At 69.0% G+C, this 23,495-nt stretch carries 19 protein-coding genes; 12 read left to right on the top strand and 7 right to left on the bottom strand.

Annotation, left to right across the window (positions count from 1 at the left end; translation table 11 throughout):
• Nucleotides 1-219 precede the first annotated feature (219 nt).
• The gene (locus ABFX45_RS21745; RefSeq protein ID WP_346131791.1) at nucleotides 220-3,969 is read left to right on the top strand and encodes an nSTAND1 domain-containing NTPase; all 3,750 of its coding nucleotides are present in this window, start codon (nucleotides 220-222) and stop codon (nucleotides 3,967-3,969) included.
• On the opposite strand, the gene ABFX45_RS21740 is transcribed toward ABFX45_RS21745, so the two are convergent.
• Nucleotides 3,908-4,690, bottom strand: a complete 783-nt coding sequence (locus ABFX45_RS21740) for a glycosyltransferase family A protein (protein ID WP_109631917.1) — start codon at nucleotides 4,688-4,690, stop codon at nucleotides 3,908-3,910. The two genes, ABFX45_RS21745 and ABFX45_RS21740, sit on opposite strands and share 62 nt — an antisense overlap.
• Nucleotides 4,681-5,730 (bottom strand): glycosyltransferase family 4 protein, encoded by a 1,050-nt coding sequence (locus ABFX45_RS21735; RefSeq protein ID WP_346131790.1) that lies wholly within the window; start codon nucleotides 5,728-5,730, stop codon nucleotides 4,681-4,683. The genes ABFX45_RS21740 and ABFX45_RS21735 overlap by 10 nt, the downstream gene beginning before the upstream one ends.
• Nucleotides 5,731-5,761: 31 nt before the next feature.
• On the opposite strand from ABFX45_RS21735, the gene ABFX45_RS21730 reads away from it, so the two are divergent.
• Nucleotides 5,762-6,259 carry a DUF2165 domain-containing protein gene (locus ABFX45_RS21730; RefSeq protein ID WP_109633145.1) on the top strand — a complete coding sequence of 166 codons (498 nt, stop codon included), beginning with the start codon at nucleotides 5,762-5,764 and terminating at the stop codon, nucleotides 6,257-6,259.
• Here the strand turns inward: ABFX45_RS21730 and ABFX45_RS21725 are convergent.
• The 3 genes from ABFX45_RS21725 to ABFX45_RS21715 all read right to left on the bottom strand — a co-directional run bounded on the left by ABFX45_RS21725 (nucleotide 6,234) and on the right by ABFX45_RS21715 (nucleotide 12,058).
• Nucleotides 6,234-8,132, bottom strand: a complete 1,899-nt coding sequence (locus ABFX45_RS21725; protein ID WP_346131814.1) for a diguanylate cyclase domain-containing protein — start codon at nucleotides 8,130-8,132, stop codon at nucleotides 6,234-6,236. The genes ABFX45_RS21730 and ABFX45_RS21725 overlap by 26 nt on opposite strands.
• A gap of 393 nt (nucleotides 8,133-8,525) precedes the next feature.
• Nucleotides 8,526-10,415 carry a helix-turn-helix transcriptional regulator gene (locus tag ABFX45_RS21720; protein WP_346131789.1) on the bottom strand — a complete coding sequence of 630 codons (1,890 nt, stop codon included), beginning with the start codon at nucleotides 10,413-10,415 and terminating at the stop codon, nucleotides 8,526-8,528.
• 428 nt (nucleotides 10,416-10,843) lie between these two features.
• Nucleotides 10,844-12,058, bottom strand: a complete 1,215-nt coding sequence (locus tag ABFX45_RS21715; protein ID WP_146231404.1) for a DUF7159 family protein — start codon at nucleotides 12,056-12,058, stop codon at nucleotides 10,844-10,846.
• 215 nt (nucleotides 12,059-12,273) lie between these two features.
• On the opposite strand from ABFX45_RS21715, the gene ABFX45_RS21710 reads away from it, so the two are divergent.
• The 4 genes from ABFX45_RS21710 to ABFX45_RS21695 all read left to right on the top strand — a co-directional run bounded on the left by ABFX45_RS21710 (nucleotide 12,274) and on the right by ABFX45_RS21695 (nucleotide 17,874).
• Complete coding sequence (locus ABFX45_RS21710) at nucleotides 12,274-13,185, top strand: IniB N-terminal domain-containing protein (RefSeq protein ID WP_109631907.1); 912 nt, start codon at nucleotides 12,274-12,276, stop codon at nucleotides 13,183-13,185.
• A 200-nt stretch (nucleotides 13,186-13,385) separates the two neighbouring features.
• The gene (locus tag ABFX45_RS21705) at nucleotides 13,386-15,194 is read left to right on the top strand and encodes a dynamin family protein (RefSeq protein ID WP_109631905.1); all 1,809 of its coding nucleotides are present in this window, start codon (nucleotides 13,386-13,388) and stop codon (nucleotides 15,192-15,194) included.
• Nucleotides 15,191-16,585, top strand: coding sequence for a hypothetical protein (locus tag ABFX45_RS21700; protein WP_346131788.1), 1,395 nt, complete (start codon nucleotides 15,191-15,193; stop codon nucleotides 16,583-16,585). Before ABFX45_RS21705 ends, ABFX45_RS21700 begins: the two co-directional genes overlap by 4 nt.
• A gap of 14 nt (nucleotides 16,586-16,599) precedes the next feature.
• Entirely contained in the window at nucleotides 16,600-17,874 is a 1,275-nt protein-coding gene (locus ABFX45_RS21695; protein ID WP_346131787.1) for a PhzF family phenazine biosynthesis isomerase, read from the top strand.
• Here the strand turns inward: ABFX45_RS21695 and ABFX45_RS21690 are convergent.
• Entirely contained in the window at nucleotides 17,864-18,295 is a 432-nt protein-coding gene (locus tag ABFX45_RS21690) for a nitroreductase family deazaflavin-dependent oxidoreductase (protein WP_112228943.1), read from the bottom strand. The two genes, ABFX45_RS21695 and ABFX45_RS21690, sit on opposite strands and share 11 nt — an antisense overlap.
• Before the next feature lie 180 nt (nucleotides 18,296-18,475).
• On the opposite strand from ABFX45_RS21690, the gene ABFX45_RS21685 reads away from it, so the two are divergent.
• Nucleotides 18,476-19,426: a LysR family transcriptional regulator gene (locus ABFX45_RS21685; RefSeq protein ID WP_112228944.1), complete on the top strand. Its 951-nt coding sequence runs from the start codon at nucleotides 18,476-18,478 to the stop codon at nucleotides 19,424-19,426.
• On the opposite strand, the gene ABFX45_RS21680 is transcribed toward ABFX45_RS21685, so the two are convergent.
• Nucleotides 19,423-20,181 carry an NAD(P)H-binding protein gene (locus tag ABFX45_RS21680; protein WP_109631894.1) on the bottom strand — a complete coding sequence of 253 codons (759 nt, stop codon included), beginning with the start codon at nucleotides 20,179-20,181 and terminating at the stop codon, nucleotides 19,423-19,425. The genes ABFX45_RS21685 and ABFX45_RS21680 overlap by 4 nt on opposite strands.
• Before the next feature lie 75 nt (nucleotides 20,182-20,256).
• On the opposite strand from ABFX45_RS21680, the gene ABFX45_RS21675 reads away from it, so the two are divergent.
• From ABFX45_RS21675 to ABFX45_RS21655, 5 genes are all read left to right on the top strand, one after another.
• The gene (locus ABFX45_RS21675) at nucleotides 20,257-20,601 is read left to right on the top strand and encodes a winged helix-turn-helix transcriptional regulator (RefSeq protein WP_109633143.1); all 345 of its coding nucleotides are present in this window, start codon (nucleotides 20,257-20,259) and stop codon (nucleotides 20,599-20,601) included.
• A 343-nt stretch (nucleotides 20,602-20,944) separates the two neighbouring features.
• Nucleotides 20,945-21,814 carry a gamma-glutamylcyclotransferase family protein gene (locus tag ABFX45_RS21670; protein WP_233439182.1) on the top strand — a complete coding sequence of 290 codons (870 nt, stop codon included), beginning with the start codon at nucleotides 20,945-20,947 and terminating at the stop codon, nucleotides 21,812-21,814.
• A gap of 65 nt (nucleotides 21,815-21,879) precedes the next feature.
• Nucleotides 21,880-22,470 (top strand): DUF4232 domain-containing protein, encoded by a 591-nt coding sequence (locus ABFX45_RS21665; protein ID WP_109631890.1) that lies wholly within the window; start codon nucleotides 21,880-21,882, stop codon nucleotides 22,468-22,470.
• The gene (locus tag ABFX45_RS21660; RefSeq protein WP_109631888.1) at nucleotides 22,471-22,947 is read left to right on the top strand and encodes an alpha/beta hydrolase; all 477 of its coding nucleotides are present in this window, start codon (nucleotides 22,471-22,473) and stop codon (nucleotides 22,945-22,947) included.
• A 13-nt stretch (nucleotides 22,948-22,960) separates the two neighbouring features.
• Nucleotides 22,961-23,386, top strand: a complete 426-nt coding sequence (locus tag ABFX45_RS21655) for a hypothetical protein (protein WP_109631886.1) — start codon at nucleotides 22,961-22,963, stop codon at nucleotides 23,384-23,386.
• Nucleotides 23,387-23,495 lie beyond the last annotated feature (109 nt).

The following is a 23,495-nucleotide window of genomic DNA, read 5'->3' as shown; positions in this document are numbered from 1 at the left end:
ACCACTGTGACGGTCTCCCGGTCTTGTGAAGGACGTGGGGTCGAGGTTGTCAGACCACCTCGTTAGGGTGGGTTGCTGACGGCCTGTCCGGTGCCTGCACCGCAGCTCAGACGGGCGGTCTGCGTTTTCCGGTCCGGACGAGGTGGAGGCCGCTTGGGACCCCGTGGCGTCTTCGCGGAGCGCTTTGCGCTGCTCTACGCGGAGGCAGGTGACCCACCTTTGAAGCGGGTCACGGAGTCGGTCGCCCGTGCCCGCCGAACGGACGAACAAGGCAGACCGGTTCGCGTACCGGCACAGCGCGTCAGCGACTGGCGGCGTGGGCGAAACGTCCCCGCCAGGTTCAGCGGGCTGAGCGCGGTCCTCGAGATCCTCGTCGGCGAGGCGCGCAAACGGAAGCCCCAGCCCGCGATCGACGGGCTGTACGACCTGGACGCGTGGCACACCCTCTGGGAGGAGGCGCTCGCCAGCCCGGTCACCGACACGGAGACACCCCCTCAAGAAGACAGCGCCGTCTGCCCGTACATGGGCCTGAGCGCATTCGGGCCACAGGACGCGAATTGGTTCTTCGGCCGGGAAAGGGCCACGAACGCACTTCTCGCCCGATTGAACGAAAACGGCATCACGATGCTCGTCGGCGCATCCGGCGCCGGAAAGTCGAGCTTGATGAAAGCGGGTGTGCTCCCGCGCCTGCGCAAAGAAGCCGTCGTCATTTCTCCCGGCACGGATCCGCTGAAGGAGCTCGCGCTCCAGGTGCCGGACCTGATCCACACGCTGGAGGCCGCCGCCGACTCCGAGGTGCTGGTCGAGCTCGCGCACGAGGTGCAGCTCGCGATCGGCGACCGGGTGGTGATCGTCGACCAGTTCGAGGAGGCGTTCACGCTCGGCGGCGACGAGAACCGGCTGCGGATCTTCGTGCAGGCGCTGCACGCGGCGGCGGAGAAGACGGCGGTCGTGCTCGGCGTGCGCGCCGACTTCTACGCCCGCTGCCTCGACTTCCCAGAGCTCGCAGAGGCCCTGCAGAACCGGCAGATGGTGCTCGGCGCGATGTCGGCGACCGAGGTGCGCGACGCCGTGACGAACCCGGCCAAGGCAGCCGGCCTGCAGCTCGAACCCGGTCTGGTCGACCTCCTGCTGCGCGACCTCGGCGCGCACAACCGCCGCGGCAAGGACGCCTACGACGCGGGTGCGCTCCCCCTGCTCAGCCACGCCCTGCTGGTCACGTGGCAGCGCAGGCAGGCCGGTCGCCTCACGATCACCGGCTACCGGGCGGCCGGCGGCATCCAGGGCGCTGTCGGCACCACGGCCGAACGCGCCTGGTCCGACCTCGACGAGCCCGCCAGGGCCGCCGCTAAACAGCTGCTCCTGCGCCTGGTCAGGGTCGGCGACGACACCCAGGACACCCGCCGCAGGTCGAGCCGCCACAGTCTGCTCGAAGCCAGCACGAACCTCCCCGCCACGGAACGCGCGCTGGAGGTCCTCACCCGCGCCCGGCTGATCACGCTCGACGCCGGCAGCGTCGAGATCACGCACGAGGCGCTGCTGCACGCGTGGCCCCGCCTGCGCAGCTGGATCGACGAGGACCGCGCGGGCAACCTCACCCGGCAGAAGCTGGAGGAGGACGCCACGACGTGGTCCGAGCACGGCCGCGACTCCTCGCTGCTCTACCGCGGCGCACGGCTGGAGGGCGCGCGGCAGCAGCAGGAGGTCACCGCGGTCGCCAAGGACTTCGTGCACGCCTCGGAACGGCAGCACCGCAAGAGCCTCTGGCTGCGCCGGAGCGCCATCGCGCTGGTGGTGGTGTTCGCGCTGATCGCAGCCAGCGCGGCGGTGATCGCCGTCCGGCAACGCGATGACGCGCTCTTCTCCCAGGTCACCGCGGAAGCCGCCCGCGTGCTCGACAGCGATCCGTCGCTGTCGGCGCAGCTGCTGCTCGCCGCGCACCGGCTCCGTCCCGACGACCAGGGCGTGAACTCGCGGCTGCTGGCCATGCAGCAGTCCCCGCTCGCCGTGCCGCTGAACGGGCACACCGGCGCGGTCTACCTGACGACGTTCAACAAGGACGGCACGGTCCTCGCCACCGCCAGCTACGACCGCACCGCCCGGCTCTGGGACGTCAGGGACAAGCCGAACCCGAAGCCGCTCGCCGTGCTCACCGGGCACACCGACTGGCTCAGCTCCGCGGTCTTCAACCCGGACGGCACCGTCCTCGCGACGACCGGCGCGGACAGGACGATCCGCCTCTGGGACGTTCGCGACCCCGCGAAGCCCACGGAGATCAAGAAGATCGACACCGGCAACGGCACCAGCTACCTGCTGGAGTTCAGCCCGGACGGCAGGTCGCTCGCCGCCGCGAACGACGACAAGTCCGCCCGGCTGTGGGACGTCAGCAACCCCGCCGACGCCAAGCCGCTCGGCGAGCCGCTGCGCGACCACACCTCACCCGTCCGCTCGCTCGCCTTCAGCCCGGACGGCAAGCTGCTCGCCACCACCGGCGACGACCAGACGGTCAGGCTGTGGGACGTCGCCACCAGGACGCGGGTCGGCAAGCCGATGACCGGCCACACCGACGGCGTCCACACGGTCGCGTTCAGCCCGGACGGCAAGCTGCTGGCGTCCGGCAGCGACGACAAGACCATCAGGCTGTGGGACCCGGCCACGCAGAACCCGGTCGGCCAGGCCATCGCCGGGCACACCGGTTCCGTGTGGTCGGTGAAGTTCAGCCCGGACGGAAAGCTCCTGGCGTCCGGTGCCGCCGACAGCACCGCGCGGCTGTGGAACCTCAGCAACCCGTCCGCCGTCACCCAGCTCGGCAGGCCGCTCGCGGCGCTGAGCGGTGGCCTGTTCGCCGTCGGCTTCTCCCCGGACGGCCGTTCGCTCGCGACCGGCGCGAACGAGAACTCGGTGCGGCTGTGGTCGTTGCCGCACAACATGTTGCTCGGGCACACCTCGCGGGTGAGCAGGCCCGGGTTCCGGCCGGACGGCAAGCTGATCGCGACCGGGTCGGGCGACAGGTCGGTGCGGCTGTGGGACATCTCGAACAGCGACGACCCGAAGCAGGTCGGGCCACCGCTGCTCGGCCACGAGTGGGGCATCGGTCAGCCCGAGTTCCGGCCGGACGGCAAGGTGATGATCACCGCGGCCGGCGACAAGACGGTGCGGTTCTGGGACGTGAGCAACCCGGAACACACGGTTCCGCTGGGCGAGCCGATCAGGCTCAACACGCGGTTCGCCTCGCCGTTGGCGCTCAACCCGGACGGCACCGTCATCGCCACCGGCAACGACGACAAGTCACTGCAGCTGTGGGACGCCCGTGACCCGGCCAGGCCCGTCAAGATCGGCGAGCCGCTGACCGGCCACGACGGGTGGATGAACGGCGTCGGGTTCAGCCCGGACGGCAAGACCCTCGCGTCGGCCAGCAGTGACGGCACGTTCCGCCTGTGGGACGTCACGGATCCCGCGAACGTCCGGCTGCTCGGCAGTCCGATCAACGACCACCACGACCCGGTCATGGTGGTCGTGTTCACGCCGGACGGCAAGACTCTCATCACCGCGGGCGGCGACAAGACGATCAGGCTGTGGGACATCAGCGACCGGGAACAACCGAAGCGGCTCGGTGTGCTCACCGGCCACACCGGGCTGATCAGCTCCATGTCGCTCACGCCCGACGGGAAGACGCTCGCCAGCGGCAGCACCGACAAGACGATCAGGCTGTGGGACGTCAGCGATCCCGCCGCGGCGGCCCCGCTCGGTCAGCCGATCACCGTCGACTCGAACAGCGAGACCCACGTCCACTTCGGACCGGTCGGACGCATCCTCGGCACCGGTTCGAGCGACGGCGTGGGCCGGCTGTGGGACCTGGACGTGTCCGACCAGGCCGACCGCATCTGCGCGGCCACGCGGGGCGCGCTCACCCGTCAGCTGTGGGAACAGCGCCTGCCACAGCTCGAGTTCCAGGACCCGTGCGAATAGCCTCGATCCGGCGGCGAATCATGGCCATCGACTGCGGCAGCAGCCGGTGCCAGTCGCCGGAGCGCGACGACCTGGTGTCGTGCTGGCGCACCAGCCACGTCACCTCCGGCGTGAAGTAGCCGGGCGTCACCTCGCACAGGGCGGCCAGCAGCAGCCCGTCCTCCGACCGCGGGATCGCCGCCCAGCCGCCGAGCGCACGCACGGTGTCCGCGCGCATCGTCATGCAGCCGTGGTGGAACGGCCACCGCCCCATGCCCCGGTCGTCGATGTGCGCGAGCACGTAGTCGTTGACCGCCCCCGCTTTCAGGTGGCCGGGCGAGATCAACGGGTCGAAGGCCTTGCGGGATCCGTCCGGCAGCAGGTCGTCGGCCTGAGTCGCGACCCAGTGGATGTCGGGGAAGTCCTGGAACGCCTTGATCGCGACCGCCAGCGCACCCGGCAACAGCCGGTCATCCGAGTCCAGCACGTGCACGAGCTCACCGGACGCCCTGGTCAGCGCGAGGTTCCTGGTGATCGCGATGCCGAGCCGTTCACCGTTGAGCTCGTGCCGGGTGAACGGGAACGCGGCAAGATCCAGCTCCGCCGTGACCGCGTCCTCCTGCACGACCCACTCCAGCTCCCAGCCCTCCGGAAGCTCTTGCCGGGCAAGGCTTTCCCCGGCCTCCCGCACGTACTCCGCGCGGCCGGGATGAGCCGGGGTGAGCACCGAGATCACCGGCACCGGGCAGCCTCCTCGATCAGTTCCTCCAGCACGGCGGGCAGCTCGCGCAGGTCCAGATGTCGTTGCACCGCGGCACGATTCGCCGCGAGGACGTCATCGGACGCGCTGAGCAACCCGTCGATGTCGCCGGGGTCGAACACGGTCAGCCCCAACGCGCGGATCTCGTCCAGCACCGGGTACGGCCCGGCCACCACGAACCTGGACGCCGCGGCCGCTTCGCACACCGGCAGTCCCCATCCCTCCCAGGTGGACGGCAGCAGCACCAGGTCGGCAGCGGCGTAGAGCTCGGCAGGATCGGCCACCCTGCCGCGCACAACGCCGGAAAGTCCTTCCACCGCGGGGCAAGGCGCGTCGTCGGTGAGCCAGTACCTGACCCGGTCACGACGCGAGGACAGCGCGCGGACGAACTCGACCGCGCCCGGGATGTTCTTCGACGTGCCCTCGACCCTGGCCGGATGCACCACCAGGTGGTCGTCAGGGCCGACACCGAGCGCAGCACGAGTGCCGGCCCGATCCCCACCGGCGAGCCCGGCGACGTCGACCCGGTTGTGCACGACGCGAGTGCGCAACGAGGGCCAGCGCGCCAGGAACTCGCGCTCGGTCAGCGAGTTGATCAGCACGTGCAACTGCGCCGGGTGGTGCAACGGAAGAACGTCACCGTCGACAGGTCTCAACTGGACACGCTGCCACGCCGGGTCGTGGTGCCGCAGGATCACCGGGACACCGGCCGCGAGAGTGTGCTCCTCCCACGCCACCGAGGCCTCCGGCGCACTCCACAACGAACCGGCGTTGTCGAGAACGACCAGGTCATGCGTGGTGCAGAGCGACTTGATCAGCGCGTGGTCGACGGGCGGCGGATCACCGCCGGGCCGATCCGCCCACATCCCGCGAACGACCACTCCGGACCCGGAGGCGAAGTACCCGGCCGCGAGCGTGACCTCCCAGCCGAGGGCGGTGAAGGCATCCGCCCACTTCGCTGCCTCGACGCTGACCCCGTCGAACCCGCCCAGCCGGTGGGAGACGACACAAACGCGACTCACTGGCAGCACCCTATCGGTTACTGTCCGCGCCATGCGTCTTCTTGCTCGGGTCGGCAGCTTGCGCGCGGTTGTGGCGGTGACCGTCGGGTTCATCGCACTCAACATGCTTCTCGTGGTGCTCGGCAACGTCACGGACTACGGCACGAACGAAGCGTTCGTGCAGCACGTCCTGGCCATGGACACCACGTTCGGCAAGGAACTGAAGTGGCGGGCCATCACCAGCTCCGCCGTGGTCACGATCGTCTACGTCGCGATCATCCTGTGGGAGGCGATCTCCGCGGTCCTGCTCACCGCGGGCACCATCGCCTACATCCGCGACAAGGAGGACAGCGCGCGCAAGTTCGCGTCCGCCGGCCTGCTGATGATCATGGCCCTGTTCCTCGGCGGCTTCATCACCATCGGCGGCGAGTGGTTCGCGATGTGGCAGTCGAAGGACTGGAACGGCATCTCCGCGGCCCTGCGCATGGTCACCATCGCGGGCTTCGCGCTGATCCTCGTCCACCTCAGCCCACGCCGGGCCACTCAGTAGTCGGTTCCACGCAGAACACCGGCCCGAGCCCAGCGTCGGCGCCGATCTCACCCCACCAGTCACGCTGCTCAGCGTCCTCGATCGAGTCGATCACCACGAGCCCACCGGCCTCGTGCACGAACCCGACGAGGTCGCTGAGCACGTGCGACACCAGGTCGTCCGGCTTCTGGGAACGCCCCTCGATCCGCACGGCCCTGACGCCGAGCGACCGAACGAGCTCGATCTCCGCCGTGGACCCCCGGAAGTCACGCGCTTCGATGTGAACTCCCATGTCGGACAACAGATCCACGTTGTCCGCGGCCTCGCTGTCCTCGGACGCCAGCACGTGCATGGGAAACCCGAGCAACAACCGCCCCGCGGGTAACCCGGTGTCGGCCAGCACCCGCCGCACGTCCCGCACGAGGTCGGGATTGTTCGCCAAACTCTCCGTCAGGCACACCGCGAGCATCTCGTCGTACCGGCAAGCGACCTCGGCCGCCCGCCGCAACATCCACTCGCCGAGCGGCAACATCAGCCCGGTGTGCTCGGCCATCGACACGCACTTCTCGTGCGTGATCAGCCCGGCATCCCGATGCCGCCAGTTCAGCTCGGCCTCAACACACACCCGAGCCACCCCGTCCAGTCGCATGACGGGGTTGAACACGACGTCGATCTCACCGCTCTCCCACGCCCCCGGCATCACAGCCGCGAGCGCGAACTCCTCCTGCTCCCGCTTGTCCTGCGTGGCATCGTGCAGCCCCCACTGCCGCCGCCCACTGCGCTTGGCCCGCCGAAGCGTCATGTCCGAGGCCCGCAACACCTCAGCCGGGTGATCCCCGGGATGCAACCGCGGCAGCACCCCGATGGAAGCCGACACGGCCACCCCGTGCTCGCCGAAGTAGACCGGCTCGGCCAGCTCGTGCTCAATCGTCCGAATCGTGGAGTCGACGTCCGGAGTGTTCGGCCCGTTCTCCACCAGCACCGCGAACTCGTCCCCCTCGAGCCGCGCCACCATTGCCTTCTCACTCGCGAAAACGGCACTCAACCGCTCAGCCACGAGCTTGAGCACCTTGTCCCCGGTCTCCCGCCCGAGCCCGTCGGTGATCACCGCGAACGCGTCGAGATCCAGGTGGTACAGCGTCACCCCGTGCTCGATGTCGCTGTGCAACAACGACTCAAGCCGCGTGGTCAGATACTGCCGGTTCGGCAACCCCGTCAACGCGTCGTGCAACGACTGGTACTGCAACCGCCCACCGAGCAGCGTGAGCTGACTGTCGTCATCAATCATCACGACAAAGTGCTTGGGCTTGTCCTCCGCGTCCTTCTGCACGGTCGCCGCCAGCAGCACCCGAAAGTGCTCCCCATCGCGGTCGATGAGCCGCGGCCGCTCCTCAACCCGACGCATCCGCCCGTGCTTCAAACTCTCCAACGCACTGCTGACCAGCGGCAAGTCCACCGGCGCGATCAAATCCGTGAGCGTCATCCCAGCCACGTCCTCACGCCGCAGGATGTTGCACAACGCCTCGTTGGCCCGCTCCAGCTCCCCGCCGAGACTGACCATCGCAATCCCGGTCGACGAGTGCGCGAAGATGTCCTCGAACCGCTCCTCGCTGGCCTGCAGGTCGAGCTGCACAGCCCGGTTCGCGCGGAGCAACGCCTGGCTGACGCTCTCCTGCTGCTCCAGGACCAGTTCCTGAATGGCCCCGGTGTACGCAGTCGACACGGCCCCGACGACCAGCGCCGCAGTCTTCGCGTCGGCGCCCTCCTGCGCCACGAACCGGGCGAGAACCTCCACCGACTTCCGCAGGCTCTGCGTACCGACGCAGTGCATCTCCACCAGCCGCGTACCGACCAGGGAAGCGATCGCCGGATCCTGCGCGATGGCCTCAGCCACGACGTTCAAGAGCTCATGGAGCTCTTCCGTCAACTTCGCGGCAGACAGCGGAATGTATGCAGTCCGGCTGACCTCGGCCGCCCAGCCGCGCGCCAACTCGTCACGTCCCACCGAACGTGACGATCTCGCGTCGTCCTGGCTCGGCAAATCTCCACCTGACCTGCTCGGCGAGCACCGGTGCAGAAGCCTACCGCCAGCAAACCACACCGTCGCATCACGCGGCCGGCTTCCTCCCAACGGGGGTACGGCGATCCCGGAGCGTTACAACATCAGCTCGCTCGATCGGACCATTTTCCCACGAAGCCCGCACCGCAACTCCACGTTCGGTTGGTAGGCGCCACCGGCCGGCGAGCTGCGGCAAGCGGCGGAGTCGGCGGAAAGCGAGCGGCGCTCTCACCCACCCACGATGTGCCGCAACTGAGCCAGCAGATCACTACGAGAAGTAGACCCCAGCCTCTGCCGCATCCGAGCCATGTGGTGCTCAACAGTCTTGGCGGAGATGAACAACCGATCCCCAACCTGCTTGTAGGTCATCCCTTCCAAAACCAGCTGAGCCACCTCCCTCTCCCGATCACTCAACTTCCCGGAATCCTCAGCCACAACGGGAACATCCGATTCCCCACCCCGCCGAGCCGAAACCGGTCGCCCCTGCAACAACCGGGCACAGTCGAGCAACCGAACCATGGCCTGCCGATCGGAAGTCCGAATGGCGGCCTGCCCGGCCAACCGAGAGGCATCCCACCAAAGCCCCACGGCGTGCAAGCTGCGAGCAGCCTCCTCAACGCGATCCGCGTCAACCTTCCCGGCGATCACATCGAGCCAACTCTCAGCGGCGGCGGAAACAATCGCGCAGTACCGGCTGTGCCCCCGATGAACAGCCAACGCAGCAGCATGCTCCTCAGCAGCCGCGGTGTTCTCGTCGATGATCGCCGCGTGCAACAGACTCCAGTGCAGCTGGGTGGTCCACAACGGCGGATCCCCCAACGACCTCAGCAAAGCAGCAGCCTGCCGAAGATGCGGCGCCAACCGCTCCTGATCCCGCAACCGAGCCGCAGCAGCAGCAAACTCTCCAAGCGGCAACAACGAGAACAAGTCAACCGGATGCCGAAGCACAGCTTCGCAAGCCTGTTCCCAGGTGCGCCGCAAGGTGGCCAGATCGCTGTTGCGCCGGGCCACCCCGATCTCAAGCGCCACCGCGAAGATCCAGTCCCGAGGCTCGAACACCCCGCGAACCGACATCAACGATTCACGGGCAACACCCAGGTTCCCGCGCAACATCTGCACCCAAGCCTGCAACAACCGGTGCCGCACCGACATCAGCACCCCGCCGGTGCCGCATTCGACCGCCCGGTCCAGCACCGACTCGGCAACGTTCGGCTCACCGCAGTGCACAGCCACCAGCGCGGCCAACGCAGCCGGGCTGTCCGGCAGCAACACCGCCCCACCGGCCGGTTCCAGCATCGACGAAGCCCGCACCAATGTGGACAGCGCAGCGGTCTCGGCCCCGGAGACGGACTGCCGAACCCCTTGGAGCATCAAGGAAGCCGCCCCGCCGAGCATCGTCGGTGGCTGAGGCGGCGTCTCCTCGAACCGATGCCCCGTACCGATCAGCCCGATCCCGGCGAACGCCGCCGCGTAAGGCGTGGCAGCCCACCGAAACAGCTCGGTGCTCCGGGCCAACTGCCCCCGGTGCGCCAGGGCAACCGCCGCGACCTCGGCAGCCGTACGTCGATGCGGCGTGTCAGAGGTGCTGATCACCTGATCGGCGAGCCGGAGAGCGGAGTCCAGATCGCCGGCCATCGCAGCAGCGGTGGCCCACGAAGCAGCGGTCTCCGCTGAAGGCGCCCCACCACCGGTAGAAGCCTTGAACAGCCGGGCGGCCAGCGCAGGATCAGAAGCCAAGGCCTCGCGGGCAGCAGCCGCGAACACCGGCCCACCGATACCGGTGTCCAGCAACGGCCGCACCAGATCCAGCACCGGTCCACCGCGCTCGAGCTGCAACTGCGCCAGCTTCTGCCGCACCGCGATCCGCCGCTCGGCCCGCGTCAGCGCACCCACAGCTCGATGCGCCAACGGCAGCAGGGTCCCGTCCTCGGCCAGCATGCCGGTCGCGCGGGCAGCTTCGATGATGTCGCTGACCTCGTCGAAGTCCTTGTCCAGCAAGGCGGACAGCAGGTCGAGGCGCTTAGCCGCACCGGCTTCGGCCGCCAGCAGGAACTTCTGCAGGTCCACGTCCAGCCAGTCGAGCTCGGACCGGAACCCGTTCAGCACGTCGGCGGACACCTCGGAAACGGCTCCGAGCCGCTCCACGAACCCGGGCACACCACCGGTCTGCCCGAAGACGAAGTCCACAACGGGCTTGGGCGCGTGCAGGAACTCACGAACCTGTTCCCGCGAGAACGGCGCCAACGGCACGACCACAGCGCCACGGGTCAGCTCGGCCAGCAGTGAACGACGAGGCCATGGCCGGTATGCCAGCACGAGCAGAGGCTCGGCGGCGAGCGCGCTCAGCGAGGCGTCGTCCAGCAGGTGCGCGTCGTCCACCACCCGGACAGCCGAGTTGGTGATCTCTTCCAGAAACGCTGTCTTGCCGTAACCACCAGGCGCCACAACGACAACGCGCAGGCGGGTGCCCGAGGCGGCGTCGTTGATCCGGTCCAGGACGTCCCGCACGGAGACGTCCAACACCAACCTGGCTCGCGTGGTCACGCTCAACGGCCGTCCTCATCGTCGTATTTGGAGTCTGATCGGGAGCCGGACCGGCGTCCGGCGGGCTTCAGCACGCTCGCGACGCGCTTGACCCTGCGCGGGGGCAGCTCCAGGGGGGACACGTCCACCGGCGGGCGGGGCGGTGGCGCGGTGAACTCGTCGTCGTCGGGGTGCGCGATCTCGCCGACCGGGAACCGCAACGACGCTTCGCGGGTGTGGACCAGGACTGACGTCTCGATGGGTTCTGGTTCGGACTCGGGACCCAGGACCACCAGCCGCGCCGCCACGGCGGCGCCCTTCGCGACCGAGTGCTCCGGCGCGGCCTCGGCCAGCACCCGGCAGTCGACCGCCGCGGACAACGCGTCGCCGATCGCCGTCATCCGGCAGCCACCGCCGACGAGCAGCACCGCGTCGGGCTGCACAGCGCCCAGGGCTCGGGTGAACGTGGACACCAGGTGGTCGATGGACGGCCTGATCTCCTCCACGAACTCGTCACGGGTGATCTCGATGCCGCTGATCACGACCGACGGGCCGAACGCCCGCTTTGCCGCCTCACACTCGGCGACCGACACCACGCCGTCCTTGCCGAGCCGGCTGCGCACCAGCGCCGCCAGCAGGTCGTCGAAGTCGGCCCCGGTGTGGTGGTCGACGCCTTCAACGTGGTTGACCAGATCGAACGTCCGGTTCTGCGACCGACGCACGACCGACGCGGAGAACGCGTGGCTGCCCAGCGAGAACACCGCCAACGACGAGTCCGGCACCACCCGCGAGCGCACGGCGTGGTTCTCCGCGGCCGCGAACGGCTCCGGCACGAGCGTCACGTCGTGGACCCCGACCGCCCGCAGTGCCGCGTAGAGCTGTCCACGGCGATAGGGACCCCAGACGGCAGGGTGACTCACGGCCACGTGACGGGGCTGTTCACCCTCCCGGGCGACGACCTCGCCGATGACCCACATGATCAGCAACGCGGTCAGTTCCTCGGCCGGGCACGTCTCCGGACCCAGCGACAACGGCACCGCGTCACCGACTCTGCGGGCGAAACCGGTGGCCGTCCAGCCTGGCGTGCCGAACTCACCGACCGAGAACGTCCCAGCGTCCGTGAGCTGCAGAAACGACGGCACGACCAGGGCGATCTCGGCCTCTCGGGCACCGTCGAGACGGCACACGGCAGCAGTCGTCCGGGTGGTCCCGACATCGACTCCCAGTACGTACGCCAAGTCTCTCCCTCACCTGTTCGCAGCAGCGACCAGTACCTACACGGGTGAACAAGAGGCGCTCAAGCGGTGCCCCTAATCCCCTAGGGGCTCAACGAGCGTCACCCCTTCGGGGAACGGGGATCTACTGGGAGTGATCCCCGATGTTGGGGGTGGGCCCGCTCTCATAGCTTTCCGGCAGACCAATTGATACGTGCTTCAACAGGAGAGTCCTTCAGATGATCGAGTCGACCAGCACGCTCCACGACTTCGTGCTCAACCTCCTCAGCGACCCGGCCCTGAAGGCCGCGTTCGCGAACGACGCCCAGGGCACCTTGGAGCAGGCCGGCCTGGCGGACATCACTGCTGTTGACGTTCAGGAAGTCATCCCGCTGGTGATCGACCTGCTGCCGGCCACTCCCGCGGGCCTGCCCGCTCTCGAGAGTGTCGCGCTGTCCGGTCTCCCGCAGGACGTCCTCGAGGACGGCCCGCTCGGCGCCATCAGCCAGCTGCAGGCGGTCGCGTCTCAGCTGACCACGCAGGGCGTGTCCCTCGGCGACATCACCTCCTCCTCCGCCGGCCTGCTCGCGGCCGACGAGAACGGCCTGACCGTGTGGGCCGGCACCAACACCGCCAACGTCTTCGGTGCGGGCGAGGTCAAGCTCGGCGGTGACTTCTCCGCCGTCGGCGACGTGACCTCGGTCCTCGACCAGACCGCCTCCCCGGTCGCCGGCACCGCGCTCGACGTGGCCGACACCGCGACCTCCACCGTCGACGGCACGCTGGGCACCGTCACCTCGACCGTTCCGGGCGTCGACGGCGTCCTCGGCAACCTGGTCGGCGTGACCGGCCTCGGCCACGACGCGCTCGGCGTGCTCGGTGGCGGCGACGCCGCCCTGGGCAACGTGCTCAACGTCGGCGGCCTGGACACCCTGTCCACCGGCACCGTCGACGTGAAGGTCCCCGAGGCCGTCGGCGGTGTCGAGAACGCCGCGTCCGGTGTCGTGAACACCGCCACCGGCCTCACCCACTCCGCGACCGGCCTGGCCGGCGACACCGCGGGTGTCGGCAACGTGCTCGGCAACGTCACCGACGTCGCGCACAACCTGCCGGTCGCCGGCGACCTCGACCTGGGCGGCCTGCTCGGCTGATCTTCCTGACCCGTCCCGGACCGGCCCTGTCTCATCTGGACAGGGCCGGTTCGGCGTCTACCAGGCAAAACGGTCATGGCAGCTCTCGCGGTGAGCAACATCACCGTCCGCTCCGAACAGCTCGGTCTCCCCCGTTCGGAACCGGTCTTGCGTTCGAGGCTTTCACCCAAGGGGGTGAACACGGCACTATGAGTCAGGTGATGGCACCGCCCTGGCTCGACGTGCTCGACGAGACGATCGCAGCCTGCGTCACGCACCGGAGGCCCGATCTCGAGGCCCGGCTGCGGGAGAAGCGGGCTCAGCAGCTCGATCCCAAGTTGCGCGTTCTCGTCGTCGGCGAGTCCAAGCAAGGCAAGAGCCAGCTCGTCAACGCGCTGCTCAACGCGCCGGTCTGCGCGGTCGGCGACGACATCACGACGACTGTGCCGACGTTCGTGCAGCACGCCGACACCCCGTCGGCGGCGCTGGTCCGCAACGCCTCCGCCCGCGGGTCGATCTTCCACACGCCGACCGAGCGCATCGCGGTCCCGATCGAGCAGGTGACCAAGCAGGTCTCCACCGCCCGTTCGCAGCACGTCGTGCGGGCCGAGATCGGTATCCCCCGCGCGTTGCTCGACAGCGGCCTCGTCCTGATCGACACCCCCGGAGTGGGTGACACCCGATCCGCGCACACCGCCAGCACGTTCGCGACGCTGATGCAGGCCGACGCCGCGTTGCTGGTCTCCGACGCCACCGGCGAGCTGACCTCCGCGGAGATGACGCTGCTCAAGAAGGTCATGGAGGCCTGCCCGAACGTCACGGTGGTCGTCACCAAGATCGACCTCGTGCCGAGCTGGCGCACCGTCGTGGAGCGCAACAAGGCCCTGCTCGCTCGCGCCGGCGTCCCCGCGAAGCTCATCCCGGTGTCGAGCGCGTTGCGGCTGCGCGCCGCGAAGACCGGTGACCAGCGGCTCAACACCGAGTCCGGTTTCCCCGAACTGCTGGCGTGCGTGCAGCGGGACATCGTGGCCAGCGCCGACCTGCTGGCCCGCCGCGCCGTCGCAGTCGTCGCCTCCAGCGCGATCAGCCAGCTCGTCACGCCGCTGCGCGAAGAGCTGACGGCCCACGACTCGTCCCGCACGGCCGCCACGATCTCGACGCTGCAGGAGGCTCAGCGCCGCGTCGACGAGCTGCGGCGCCGGTCAGCGCGTTGGCAGAACGTGCTCAACGACGAGATGGCCGACCTGATCTCCGACGTCGAGTACGACCTGCGCGACCGCACGCGCAAGATCCTGCGCGAGGTCGACAAGACCTACGACGAGGCCGATCCCGCGATCGGCTGGGACAAGTTCGAGCAGTGGCTGGAGGACAACCTCAACGAGGCCGCCACCACGAACTTCGCTTGGCTGATGGAGCGCGCGGAGTGGGTGGCCACGAAGGTCGCGAAGAACTTCCCCGTCTACCGCGAGGACCTGATCCCCGGTTCGGTGCTGCCGGACGACCTGCTGGAGCCGGTCGGCAGGCTGGAGAAGCCGAAGATCGAGCCGTTCTCGATCCCGCAGAAGCTCTTCACCGGTCTGCGCGGCTCGTACGGCGGCGTGCTGATGTTCGGTCTGGTCACCTCGCTCGCCGGCATGCCGCTGATCAACGTGATCTCGCTCGGCGCCGGTGCGTTGTTCGGTGGCAAGTCGATCCTCGACGAGAGCGACCAACGGCTGAAGCGCCGCCAGGCCGCCGCGAAGGCCGCCGCGCAACGGCACGTCGACGACTTCTTCATGAAGTTCTCCAAGGACGTCCGCGACTCGGGCCGCCACATCCAGCGCTCGCTGCGCAACCACTTCAGCACGCTCGCGGAGGAGTTCCAGGAGACGTTGCTGGAGTCGGCCCGCAGTGCCAAGCGCGCGGTGCAGGACGACCAGACCGAACGCGAGCGCCGGTTGCGGGAAGGCCGCAAGGAACTGGACAAGCTGGTCACGCTCTACAAGCGGGTGCAGGCGCTCGGTGGTCCGGCGATGGAGCTCTCCGCGTGACATTGGATCGCGTCGTCTGGTCGATGCTGCAGGAAGCTTTGGCCGTCTACCGCGACAGCCCGCGCGCCACGGGCTGGCTGCGTTCTCACATCGAGCGCTACACCGAACCCGTGCGGATCGCGGTGGCCGGCCGGTCGCGCATCGGCAAGTCCACTGTGGTCAGTGCGCTGATCGGGGACGAGTTCGCGCCGCTGAACTCCTTCGTCTGGTACCGCAACGGCACCGAACCGCGCGCGCACGTGTTCTCCGGGCCCGGCCGTCCGCACGAGGTCGCGGTGGGCAGGCGGGGCGGCAGGCACCACGTGGAGATCGGCCAGTTCGACCGCGCCGACCGGATCGTCGTCGAGTGGCCCGCGCGGACGTTGCGGGACGTCGTGCTGATCGACGCCCCGGCCGAGGCCTCGCCGGAGCAGGCGCTCGGTGAGGCGGACGCGTTGCTGTACCTGATGCGGCACGTGCAGGACGAGGACCTGAAGTACCTGCAGGCGGCCAACGACCACCCGATCGCCCGCACCGCCGCGGTGCACACGGTCGCGGTGCTCGCCCGCGCCGACGAGATCGGCGCCGGGCGGATCGACGCGTTGTCGTCCGCCAAGCAGATCGCCCGCCGCTACCGGCGCGACGTGGCCGTGCAACCGTTGTGCCAGAACGTGGTCTCGGTTGCCGGGCTGCTCGCCGTGGCCGCGAAGACGTTGCGGGAGGACGAGTTCGCGGCCCTGCGGTCGCTGGCGTCGCTCGGCCGGGAGGAGCTCGAGGACCACCTGCTGTCGGCGGACCGGTTCGTCGGCGAGCAGTTCCCGGTGCCGATGGACCCGGCGGTGCGGCAGGCGCTGCTCGAACGGTTCGGGATCTTCGGCGTCCGGCTGATCACCGCGTTGATCCGGCAGGGCTTCGACACCCAGGTCAAGCTCACCGGTCAGCTGGTGCAGCGCAGCGGGCTCGGCGACCTGCGCGACTCGATCGCGATCCACTTCACCGAGCGCCGCGAGATCCTCAAGGCGCGGTCGGCGCTGCTGGCGCTGGACGTGCTGTTCCGGATGGAGCCGCGGCAGAACGCCCGCAAGCTGATGGCCGACCTGGAACGGGTCGTCGCCTCGGCACACGACTTTCGCGAGCTCCGGCTCGTCGCCGCGTTGCAGGCAGGCCGGACGAAGCTGCCGGCCGACCTGCAGGCGGAGGCGTTGCGGCTGGTCGGCGCGGAGGGCACGACCTCGTTGGCGCGCCTGGGTTTCGACTACGAGGCCGACCAGCGGGAGCAGCGGGAGGCGTTGCTCGACGCGCTGGTGCGGTGGCAGGCGCAGGCCGCCGACGTGCACGCACCGAACGACCAGCGCAGGGCCGCGCAGATCGTGGTCCGCACGTGCGAGGGGCTTCTCCCGCAGCTGTCCTGAGGCACTATGGGCTGATGGAACTCGTGCAGTGGGGCGACGAGCACTTCGAGCACTTGCTGCGCTGGGCGACCGACCCGCGGATGACCAGGTACGTCGGCGACGGGCAGCCCTGGACGCCGGAGTACGTGACCGAACGGCACGAGCAGGCGTTGCGGCACTGGGAGGGCTACGGCTTCGGCATGCACGCCGTCGTGGAGGACGGCGAGGTCATCGGGATCGGGCAGATGCTCGAGGGCGATCTGGGAGAGATCGAGATCGGCTACTGGGTGGATCCGGGGCACTGGGGACGCGGCGTCGCCACGAGGATCGCCGAGGAGCTGCGGGACAAGGCGCTCGCCATCGCCGACCGCGTCGTCGCGGGCCACGAGGCGGAGAACACCGCGTCCGGCCGCGTGCTCGAGAAGGCCGGGCTGACCTACTTCACCAGCAAGAACATGGGCGGAAGACTTCAGCACTGCTACGCGTTGGAGCGAGGTATGAGCGACACGGGGGTTTTGCGCTACAGCGCGTTCACGAAGGATCCGGCAGGCGGCAACCCGGCGGGCGTGGTGCTCGACGCGACCGGCCTGTCCGACGACGAGATGCTCGCCATCGCCGCGAAGGTGGGCTACTCGGAGACCGCCTTCGTGCTGCCGAGGGAAGGGCGCGAGTTCGACGTCCGGTACTTCAGCCCGAAGGCCGAGGTGCCGTTCTGCGGTCACGCCACGATCGCCACGGCCGTCGCGCTGGCGGAGCGGATCGGCGACGGCGCGCTGACGTTCCACACGCCGGCCGGTGAGATCACCATCGAGACCGCCGACGGTACGGCTTCGCTCACGAGCGTGCCCACCAGTACGTCCGAGGCGGACCCGGAGCTGGTCTCGGCCGCACTGGAAGCGTTGCGGTACAAGGAGATCGGCGATGGGCCGGTGCACGTCGGCTTCGGCGGCGCACGGCACCTGCTGATCCCGCTGAAGGACCGCGAACAGCTCGCGAACCTCGACTACGACTTCGACGCACTGCGCGACCTGATGCTGGCGCACGACCTCACGACCGTGCACCTGTTCTGGCGCGAGTCCGCGGACCTCGTGCACGCCCGCGACCCGTTCCCGGTCGGTGGCGTGGTGGAGGACGCGGCGACGGGCGCTGCCGCAGCCGCGTTCGGTGGCTACCTGCGCGACCTCGAAGGGCCGCAACGGTTCGTCATCAGCCAGGGCGAGGACATGGGCAGGCCGTCACGGCTCGAGGTCGACGCCACTCGCGAAGACCTCCGCGTCACCGTGACCGGCGCGGCCGTCGTCATCCCTTGATCGGCTCCAGTACCACAACGGGAATCTCGCGGTCCGTCTTCTTCTGGTAGTCGGCGTAGGACGGCCAGACCTCGTTCATCAGCTTCCACAGCCGGTCTCGCTCGTCGGGACCGGCTGTGCGGGCGCGCGCCTGGAACTTGTCCGCCTCGACCTGAACGTCCACCACGGGATCGGCTGCGAGGTTCAGGTACCACGACGGGTGCTGGGGCTTGCCGCCCTGCGACGCGACCACCACGTAGTCGTCACCGGCGCGCTGGTAGATGAGCGCGGTGCGCCGCATCTCGCCGCTCTTGCGCCCCTTGGTGGTCAGCAGCAGCGTGAACACACCTGGCCGCCACTCATGACCTTCGGCGCCGCCGGTCTCGACGTACTTCTGAATGTGCTCGTTCACCCAGCCAGTGGGAGAGTCCTTCACCGCCATGGGTTCGACGCTACTGCCGCGGAGCGCAGGGTGCGCGGCAGCAGCGTCGAACCGAGGGGTGCGCACCCTCCCGCGCCGGACCCTGGACGCTGCCGCAAGCGCCGGGCCGGGAGATCTTCGACATCACTATGCCCCGATCGAAGGGTGGCGGCGCATTCAGAACGGGGATACAAGGTCTTTATGCCCGAGCTGGAGCTCCGCCACCTCCGCGCGGTTCGCACCATCGCCGAGGAAGGCAGCGTGACCAGGGCCGCCACGCGGCTCGGACTGACCCAACCCGCTTTGTCGGCCCAGCTGCGCACGGTCGAGAGACTGGTCGGCGGCCAGCTCTTCGACCGGACGCGCAACGGTTGCATCCCAACGGACCTGGGCCGTCGTGTGCTGGGCACGGCCAGACTGGTCCTCGACGAGATGGCTCAGCTGATCAGCACCACGAGGGAGACGGACCGCTGCGGCCCGTTGTACCTGGGCTGCATCTCGATCCTGTACTTCGCGGCGCTCGTCGAGGGACTGCGGCAGCTCAACGCCGATGTGCGGGCGGAGGTGCGGCAGTCGTCGCCGGAGATCGTGGACCTGCTGGAACAGGGCCGGGTGCACGTGGCCCTGTTCGAGTTCTTCGACGGCATGCCGTCACGCGACCTCGCGGGCATCGAGCTGCGCAAGCTCGTGAGCGAACCGGCGTTCGTCGCGGTGTCGGAGAAGGACCCGCTGGCGCGGCAGGAGGAGATCGACCTCGCCCAGCTCGCCGACCGCGACTGGGTCACGCCGCCCGCGCAGATGATGGGCAACCGGATGCAGGTGTTCCAGGCGTGCGCGGACGCCGGTTTCGCACCCAGGCTGACCCACCACACCGGCGAGTCGAACATGGCGCGCGGCCTGGTCGCGAGCGGTGCCGTGTCGTTCGCCGCGGCACCCTCGCGCACCGGTGAGGGCATCGTGATCCGCAAGCTGCGCGGCACCCCGTTGATGACGGACATCTTCGTGGCGACGCGGCGGGACTCTCCGGTGGCGGGGCGGGCGCACGAGGTGTTCGCGTGCGCCGCCGACGCCTACCGGTCGGTGCTGGACCGCAATCCCGAGTACCGCAAGTGGTGGGACGCGCACCCGGAGGCGCACCCCGAGTTCACCTAGACAGCGATGGGGCGCGAAGGCCGCCCGATCAGCTTCTCCAGGTCCGGGCGGACCTCGGCGAGCACACCCTCGCGGATCGCCGCGAAGAAGTCGACCACGAACGGGGGCATGCCGGCCGCGATCAGGTCCTCGTCGCTCACGTCGCGGAACTTCTCGCCGGCGACCTCGGGGAACGACCAGCTCGTGGAGCCGGTGAGCTCGTAGACGGCGTTCTCGTGGCCGTCCGTGGTCAGTGCGACGGCGGCGGCCAGCGCGAGGTCGTCACGCGGGGCGCTCGCGACGCGGCCGTCCTTGGTCGAGGTGGCGACGACGTCCTGGGCCAGCGTGTCCAGGTAGTTCTCGTGGTACATGCCGTTGCGCAGGAACGTGAAGGTCAGGCCGGTCGCGCGGATCGCTTCCTCGGCGGCCTTGTGCACCTCGGCGACGCTCAGCGTGGACGTGTCCGCGTCGGTCACGCTGGTGTAGAAGACGTGGCCCACGCCGTGATCCTTCGCCTTGGCGATGGCGTTGGCGTGCTGCTGGATGCGGACGGCGGAGTCGTGCGCGTCCGCGGACACGATCAGCAGCTTGTCGACGCCGCGGAAGTCGAGGGTCTCGGGCCGGTCGAAGTCGCCCTGACGCACCTCGACGCCTTCGAGGGTGAACTTCTCCGGGCTCCGCACGGACACGATGACCTGCTCGTCCGTGCGGTCGAGGACGTAGCGGACGACTGCGCCGCCGAACTGGCCGGTTGCTCCGGTGATGAGGATCGTCATGGCGTCAAAGCTATGGTTAGCGCTAACCTGTGGTAAGTACCCACTTTGAAGTTGGGTACTTACGTGGAGGTGAGCATGCAGGTCACGATATGTCCGGAGCGGGCGATCATGGAGCACGTCACAAGCCGATGGGGCGTGCTGGTGCTCCAGGCACTGTCCGACGGCAGCTCGTGGCGGTTCAGCGACCTGCGCCGCAAGCTCGAGGTCGTGAGCGAGAAGATGCTCACTCAGACGTTGCGGACGCTGGAGCGCGACGGCTTCGTGCACCGCGAGGTGAAGCCGGTCATCCCGCCGCACGTCGAGTACACCCTGACGCCACTCGGAAAGGGCGCGGCAGGGCACCTCGTGGCGCTGTCGTCGTGGATCGAGGCGAACTACCCGGAGGTCGCCCAGGCGCAGAACCGCTACGACGAAGCCTGAGACTCGCCGGAGTGTCGACAGATAGACATCGGGCCAGTCACTCGAATGCGCAGTGAAGGTTCTCACTAAACACCCACAAAGCCGAGTGAAACATCGGATGGGTCACGATTAGGGGGCGCAACCTGGCCCCTCCCGCTGGCACAATGGACCAATGGCCCAACCGTTCACCGACGAAAGCCATCCGGCGGAGCCCTATCCGGGGACTCGTCCAGACCACTGTTTCGTCCACGTCGACGAAACAGGCTGGCCAGTGCGACCGGACCTCACGATGGAGTCGGGATGGCGGGTAGAGCCGGAGAACATCGACCTAGACCAATGGCTCGCAAACCACGGTGAGCCCCCGTTGGCTGCCCGGATGCCGGTGCTCGGCTACGGCTCGAACGCCAACCCCAGCAAGGTCACCTGGCTCCGCGAGGAGCTCGGTCTCGAAGGCCCCGCGGTCGTGCTTCGCGCACGGTGCGAGGGCCTTTCTGCCGTCTGGGCGGCGGGAATGCGTGCGCGTGACGGCCAGCGCCCGGCGACGCTCGCGGCCGAGCCCGGCCACGTCGAGGAGCACTCGGTCTGGTTCGCCACGCCCGAACAACTCCGTGTGCTGGACCGCTGCGAGGGCCGCGGACTGCGCTATCGCCTGGTACGCCTGCACACGGGCCGTGTGGTGCTCTACAACGGCGGTGTCATCGACTCGGTCCTGGCGTACACGGCAGGCTCGAAGAAGCGGATGCCCGTGCTCGTGAACGGCCGTATGGTCCGGTGCGAGGACGTGTCGCAGCGGCACGCCCGTGTGCTGGGCGGGGTGCCGGCGATGACCGACGGACTGGACGTGACCGAGGTGCACGGCGAGCCGTCCGCCGACGACTGGCCGGAGCTGCTGTTCGTCTACGGCACGCTTCAGCCGGGCGCAAGCGCTTGGCACCTGATGGAGCCGCACGTCGTGGAGTCGGAGGAGACCCACCTGCCCGGCACGTTGTTCGACACGGGCCTCGGCTACCCGGCACTGCGTCCGGGCGCCGGCCTCGGCGTGCCCGGTTTCGTGCTGCGGCTGCGCTCACCCGAGGACGCGCTGCCGCTGCTCGACGAGTACGAGGGCGACGACTACCGGCGCGTGCGGGTCGTGCTGCCCGACGGGCGAATCGCCTGGACGTACCTGTGGACGGCGGCGGTGAAGGGCATGCCGGAGCTGCCCGACGGATGGGCCGTCCACCAGATCCGGTGAATTTCCGGCAGGTTGTGTGGGCGACTTGGTGAGTGGGCACATCCTCACTGGTAGGAGGTGCATCCATGACTCGACGGTTGATCGCTTGCGGACTGCTGGTGCTCGCTTCCGTGACGGCCTGCGGGGACAGAACCGCGGACACCGGGTCTGCCACGCTGCCGACGTCGACTCCGTCGTCGCCCTCCGCTTCACCCGCGGAGGCCGCCGACGAGTCCACGGCTCCCGCGGCTCCCGCGGTCAAGCGTTGCGACGCGTCCGTCCTCAAAGGCGCGGTCGAGCCGACCGATGCCGGTGCCGGCAACAGGTACGGCAAGTTCGTGGTGACGAACTCCAGCACCGCACCGTGCACGCTGAACGGCTACAGCGGCTTCCAGCTGCAGACCGCCGGCGGCGCCGCGGTGCCGACCAAGCTGGAGCGCAAGGCCGATCCCGGCCCGAAGGCGATCTCGCTCGCGCCGGGCGCCAAGGCGGTCGCGAACCTGCACTGGTCCATCGTCCCGGCCGGCGACGAGCCCGTGGACAAGCCGTGCGAGCCGGAGGCCACGCAGGTCGCGGCGATCCCGCCGGACGAGACGGCACCGCTGTCCGTGCCGTGGACCTACGGCCCGGTGTGTTCCGGTGGCCGGATCGAGATCAGCGCGTTCTACGCTGCGTAAATGGACGTACCAGGATGGCTCGCCGTGTTGCCGCACGGCGAGCGCATCGCCTCTTCGCTGCGCTCCGCCGGGGTTGCGGTCGCGGTGACCGAGGACGTCGAGGCCGCGGTGAAGGCCGCCGACCGACCGGTCGTCCTCATTGGACACTTCACCGGCGCACCCGCCGCGGTCCGTTACGCGCAAACGCATTCGGGGCTCGCCGCGCTGGTGCTGGTGTCACCGGTGCTGGGCATGTGGGACGGCGCGTCCGACGAGCTGGCCGACCTGATGGACGAGGTCAACTTCGGGCCGGCGCTGGGCGAGCTGCCGACGTTGTGGCTGCACGGGTCGGACGACGAGATCGTGCCGATCTCGGACACGCGCGCGGGAACGGACAGGATCCGCGGGACCGCCTTCGAGGAGCACATCGTCGACGGGCTGCTGACCGACGCCGAGGCCGTCATGCGGGTGCTGGAATTCGCGCGCCGTGTCGTCTGACACCATTTTGGGCGTGGAAGACCTCGTGCTGCTGATCACCGTGGTGGTCGAGGCGGCGGACGAGCAACAGGCGCGTGCCGCGTGCGACGCGCTCATCAGCCGTGCTGACGCGCGGGTCGTGGACGCCCGTGACTGCTCGGACGAGGAGCCGGGGTGCTGGGCCGTCATCATCACCGAGCCGAGCTCGGAGAAGGCCACGCACAACGTCTCCGCGGCCCTGGCGCGGGCGGTTCGCACCTTCGTGCGGGGGCTGGGTGACGGTTTCCCGACCCCGCGGGTGGCGTGCGAGCCGCCGACGGCGTGGACGGTGCTGGACGACCCCGAGCTGATCAACGGGCTGGTGCCGGGAGCCGAGCGCGTCCTGGTCGAGGCGTGGGCAGGAGATGACCCGTTCGGTGCAGGCACTCCGCGTGACAACTCACCCGCGCGGCCGTCTTGATTCACCCGGCCGGTCGGTAGGTCTTCACAACGGGGTGTAGGCGGCATTGTGAGGGTTACTACACGTTCAGTCGAGGGGCCAGCACCGCGCCTAACTGATCATTAAATCA

Origin of the sequence: Lentzea roselyniae, assembly GCF_039537795.1 — a bacterium.
GTDB lineage: Bacteria > Actinomycetota > Actinomycetes > Mycobacteriales > Pseudonocardiaceae > Lentzea > Lentzea atacamensis.
This window is presented reverse-complemented; position numbering and strand designations above follow the sequence as displayed.

Coding starts and splice junctions, on each gene's coding strand:
- ABFX45_RS21730 (WP_109633145.1), top strand. CDS start 5,762: ATGCGTCTTCTTGCTCGGGTCGGCAGCTTGCGCGCGGTTGTGGCGGTG.
- ABFX45_RS21710 (WP_109631907.1), top strand. CDS start 12,274: ATGATCGAGTCGACCAGCACGCTCCACGACTTCGTGCTCAACCTCCTC.
- ABFX45_RS21705 (WP_109631905.1), top strand. CDS start 13,386: ATGGCACCGCCCTGGCTCGACGTGCTCGACGAGACGATCGCAGCCTGC.
- ABFX45_RS21695 (WP_346131787.1), top strand. CDS start 16,600: ATGGAACTCGTGCAGTGGGGCGACGAGCACTTCGAGCACTTGCTGCGC.
- ABFX45_RS21690 (WP_112228943.1), bottom strand. CDS start 18,295: ATGGCGGTGAAGGACTCTCCCACTGGCTGGGTGAACGAGCACATTCAG.
- ABFX45_RS21685 (WP_112228944.1), top strand. CDS start 18,476: ATGCCCGAGCTGGAGCTCCGCCACCTCCGCGCGGTTCGCACCATCGCC.
- ABFX45_RS21680 (WP_109631894.1), bottom strand. CDS start 20,181: ATGACGATCCTCATCACCGGAGCAACCGGCCAGTTCGGCGGCGCAGTC.
- ABFX45_RS21675 (WP_109633143.1), top strand. CDS start 20,257: ATGCAGGTCACGATATGTCCGGAGCGGGCGATCATGGAGCACGTCACA.
- ABFX45_RS21665 (WP_109631890.1), top strand. CDS start 21,880: ATGACTCGACGGTTGATCGCTTGCGGACTGCTGGTGCTCGCTTCCGTG.
- ABFX45_RS21660 (WP_109631888.1), top strand. CDS start 22,471: ATGGACGTACCAGGATGGCTCGCCGTGTTGCCGCACGGCGAGCGCATC.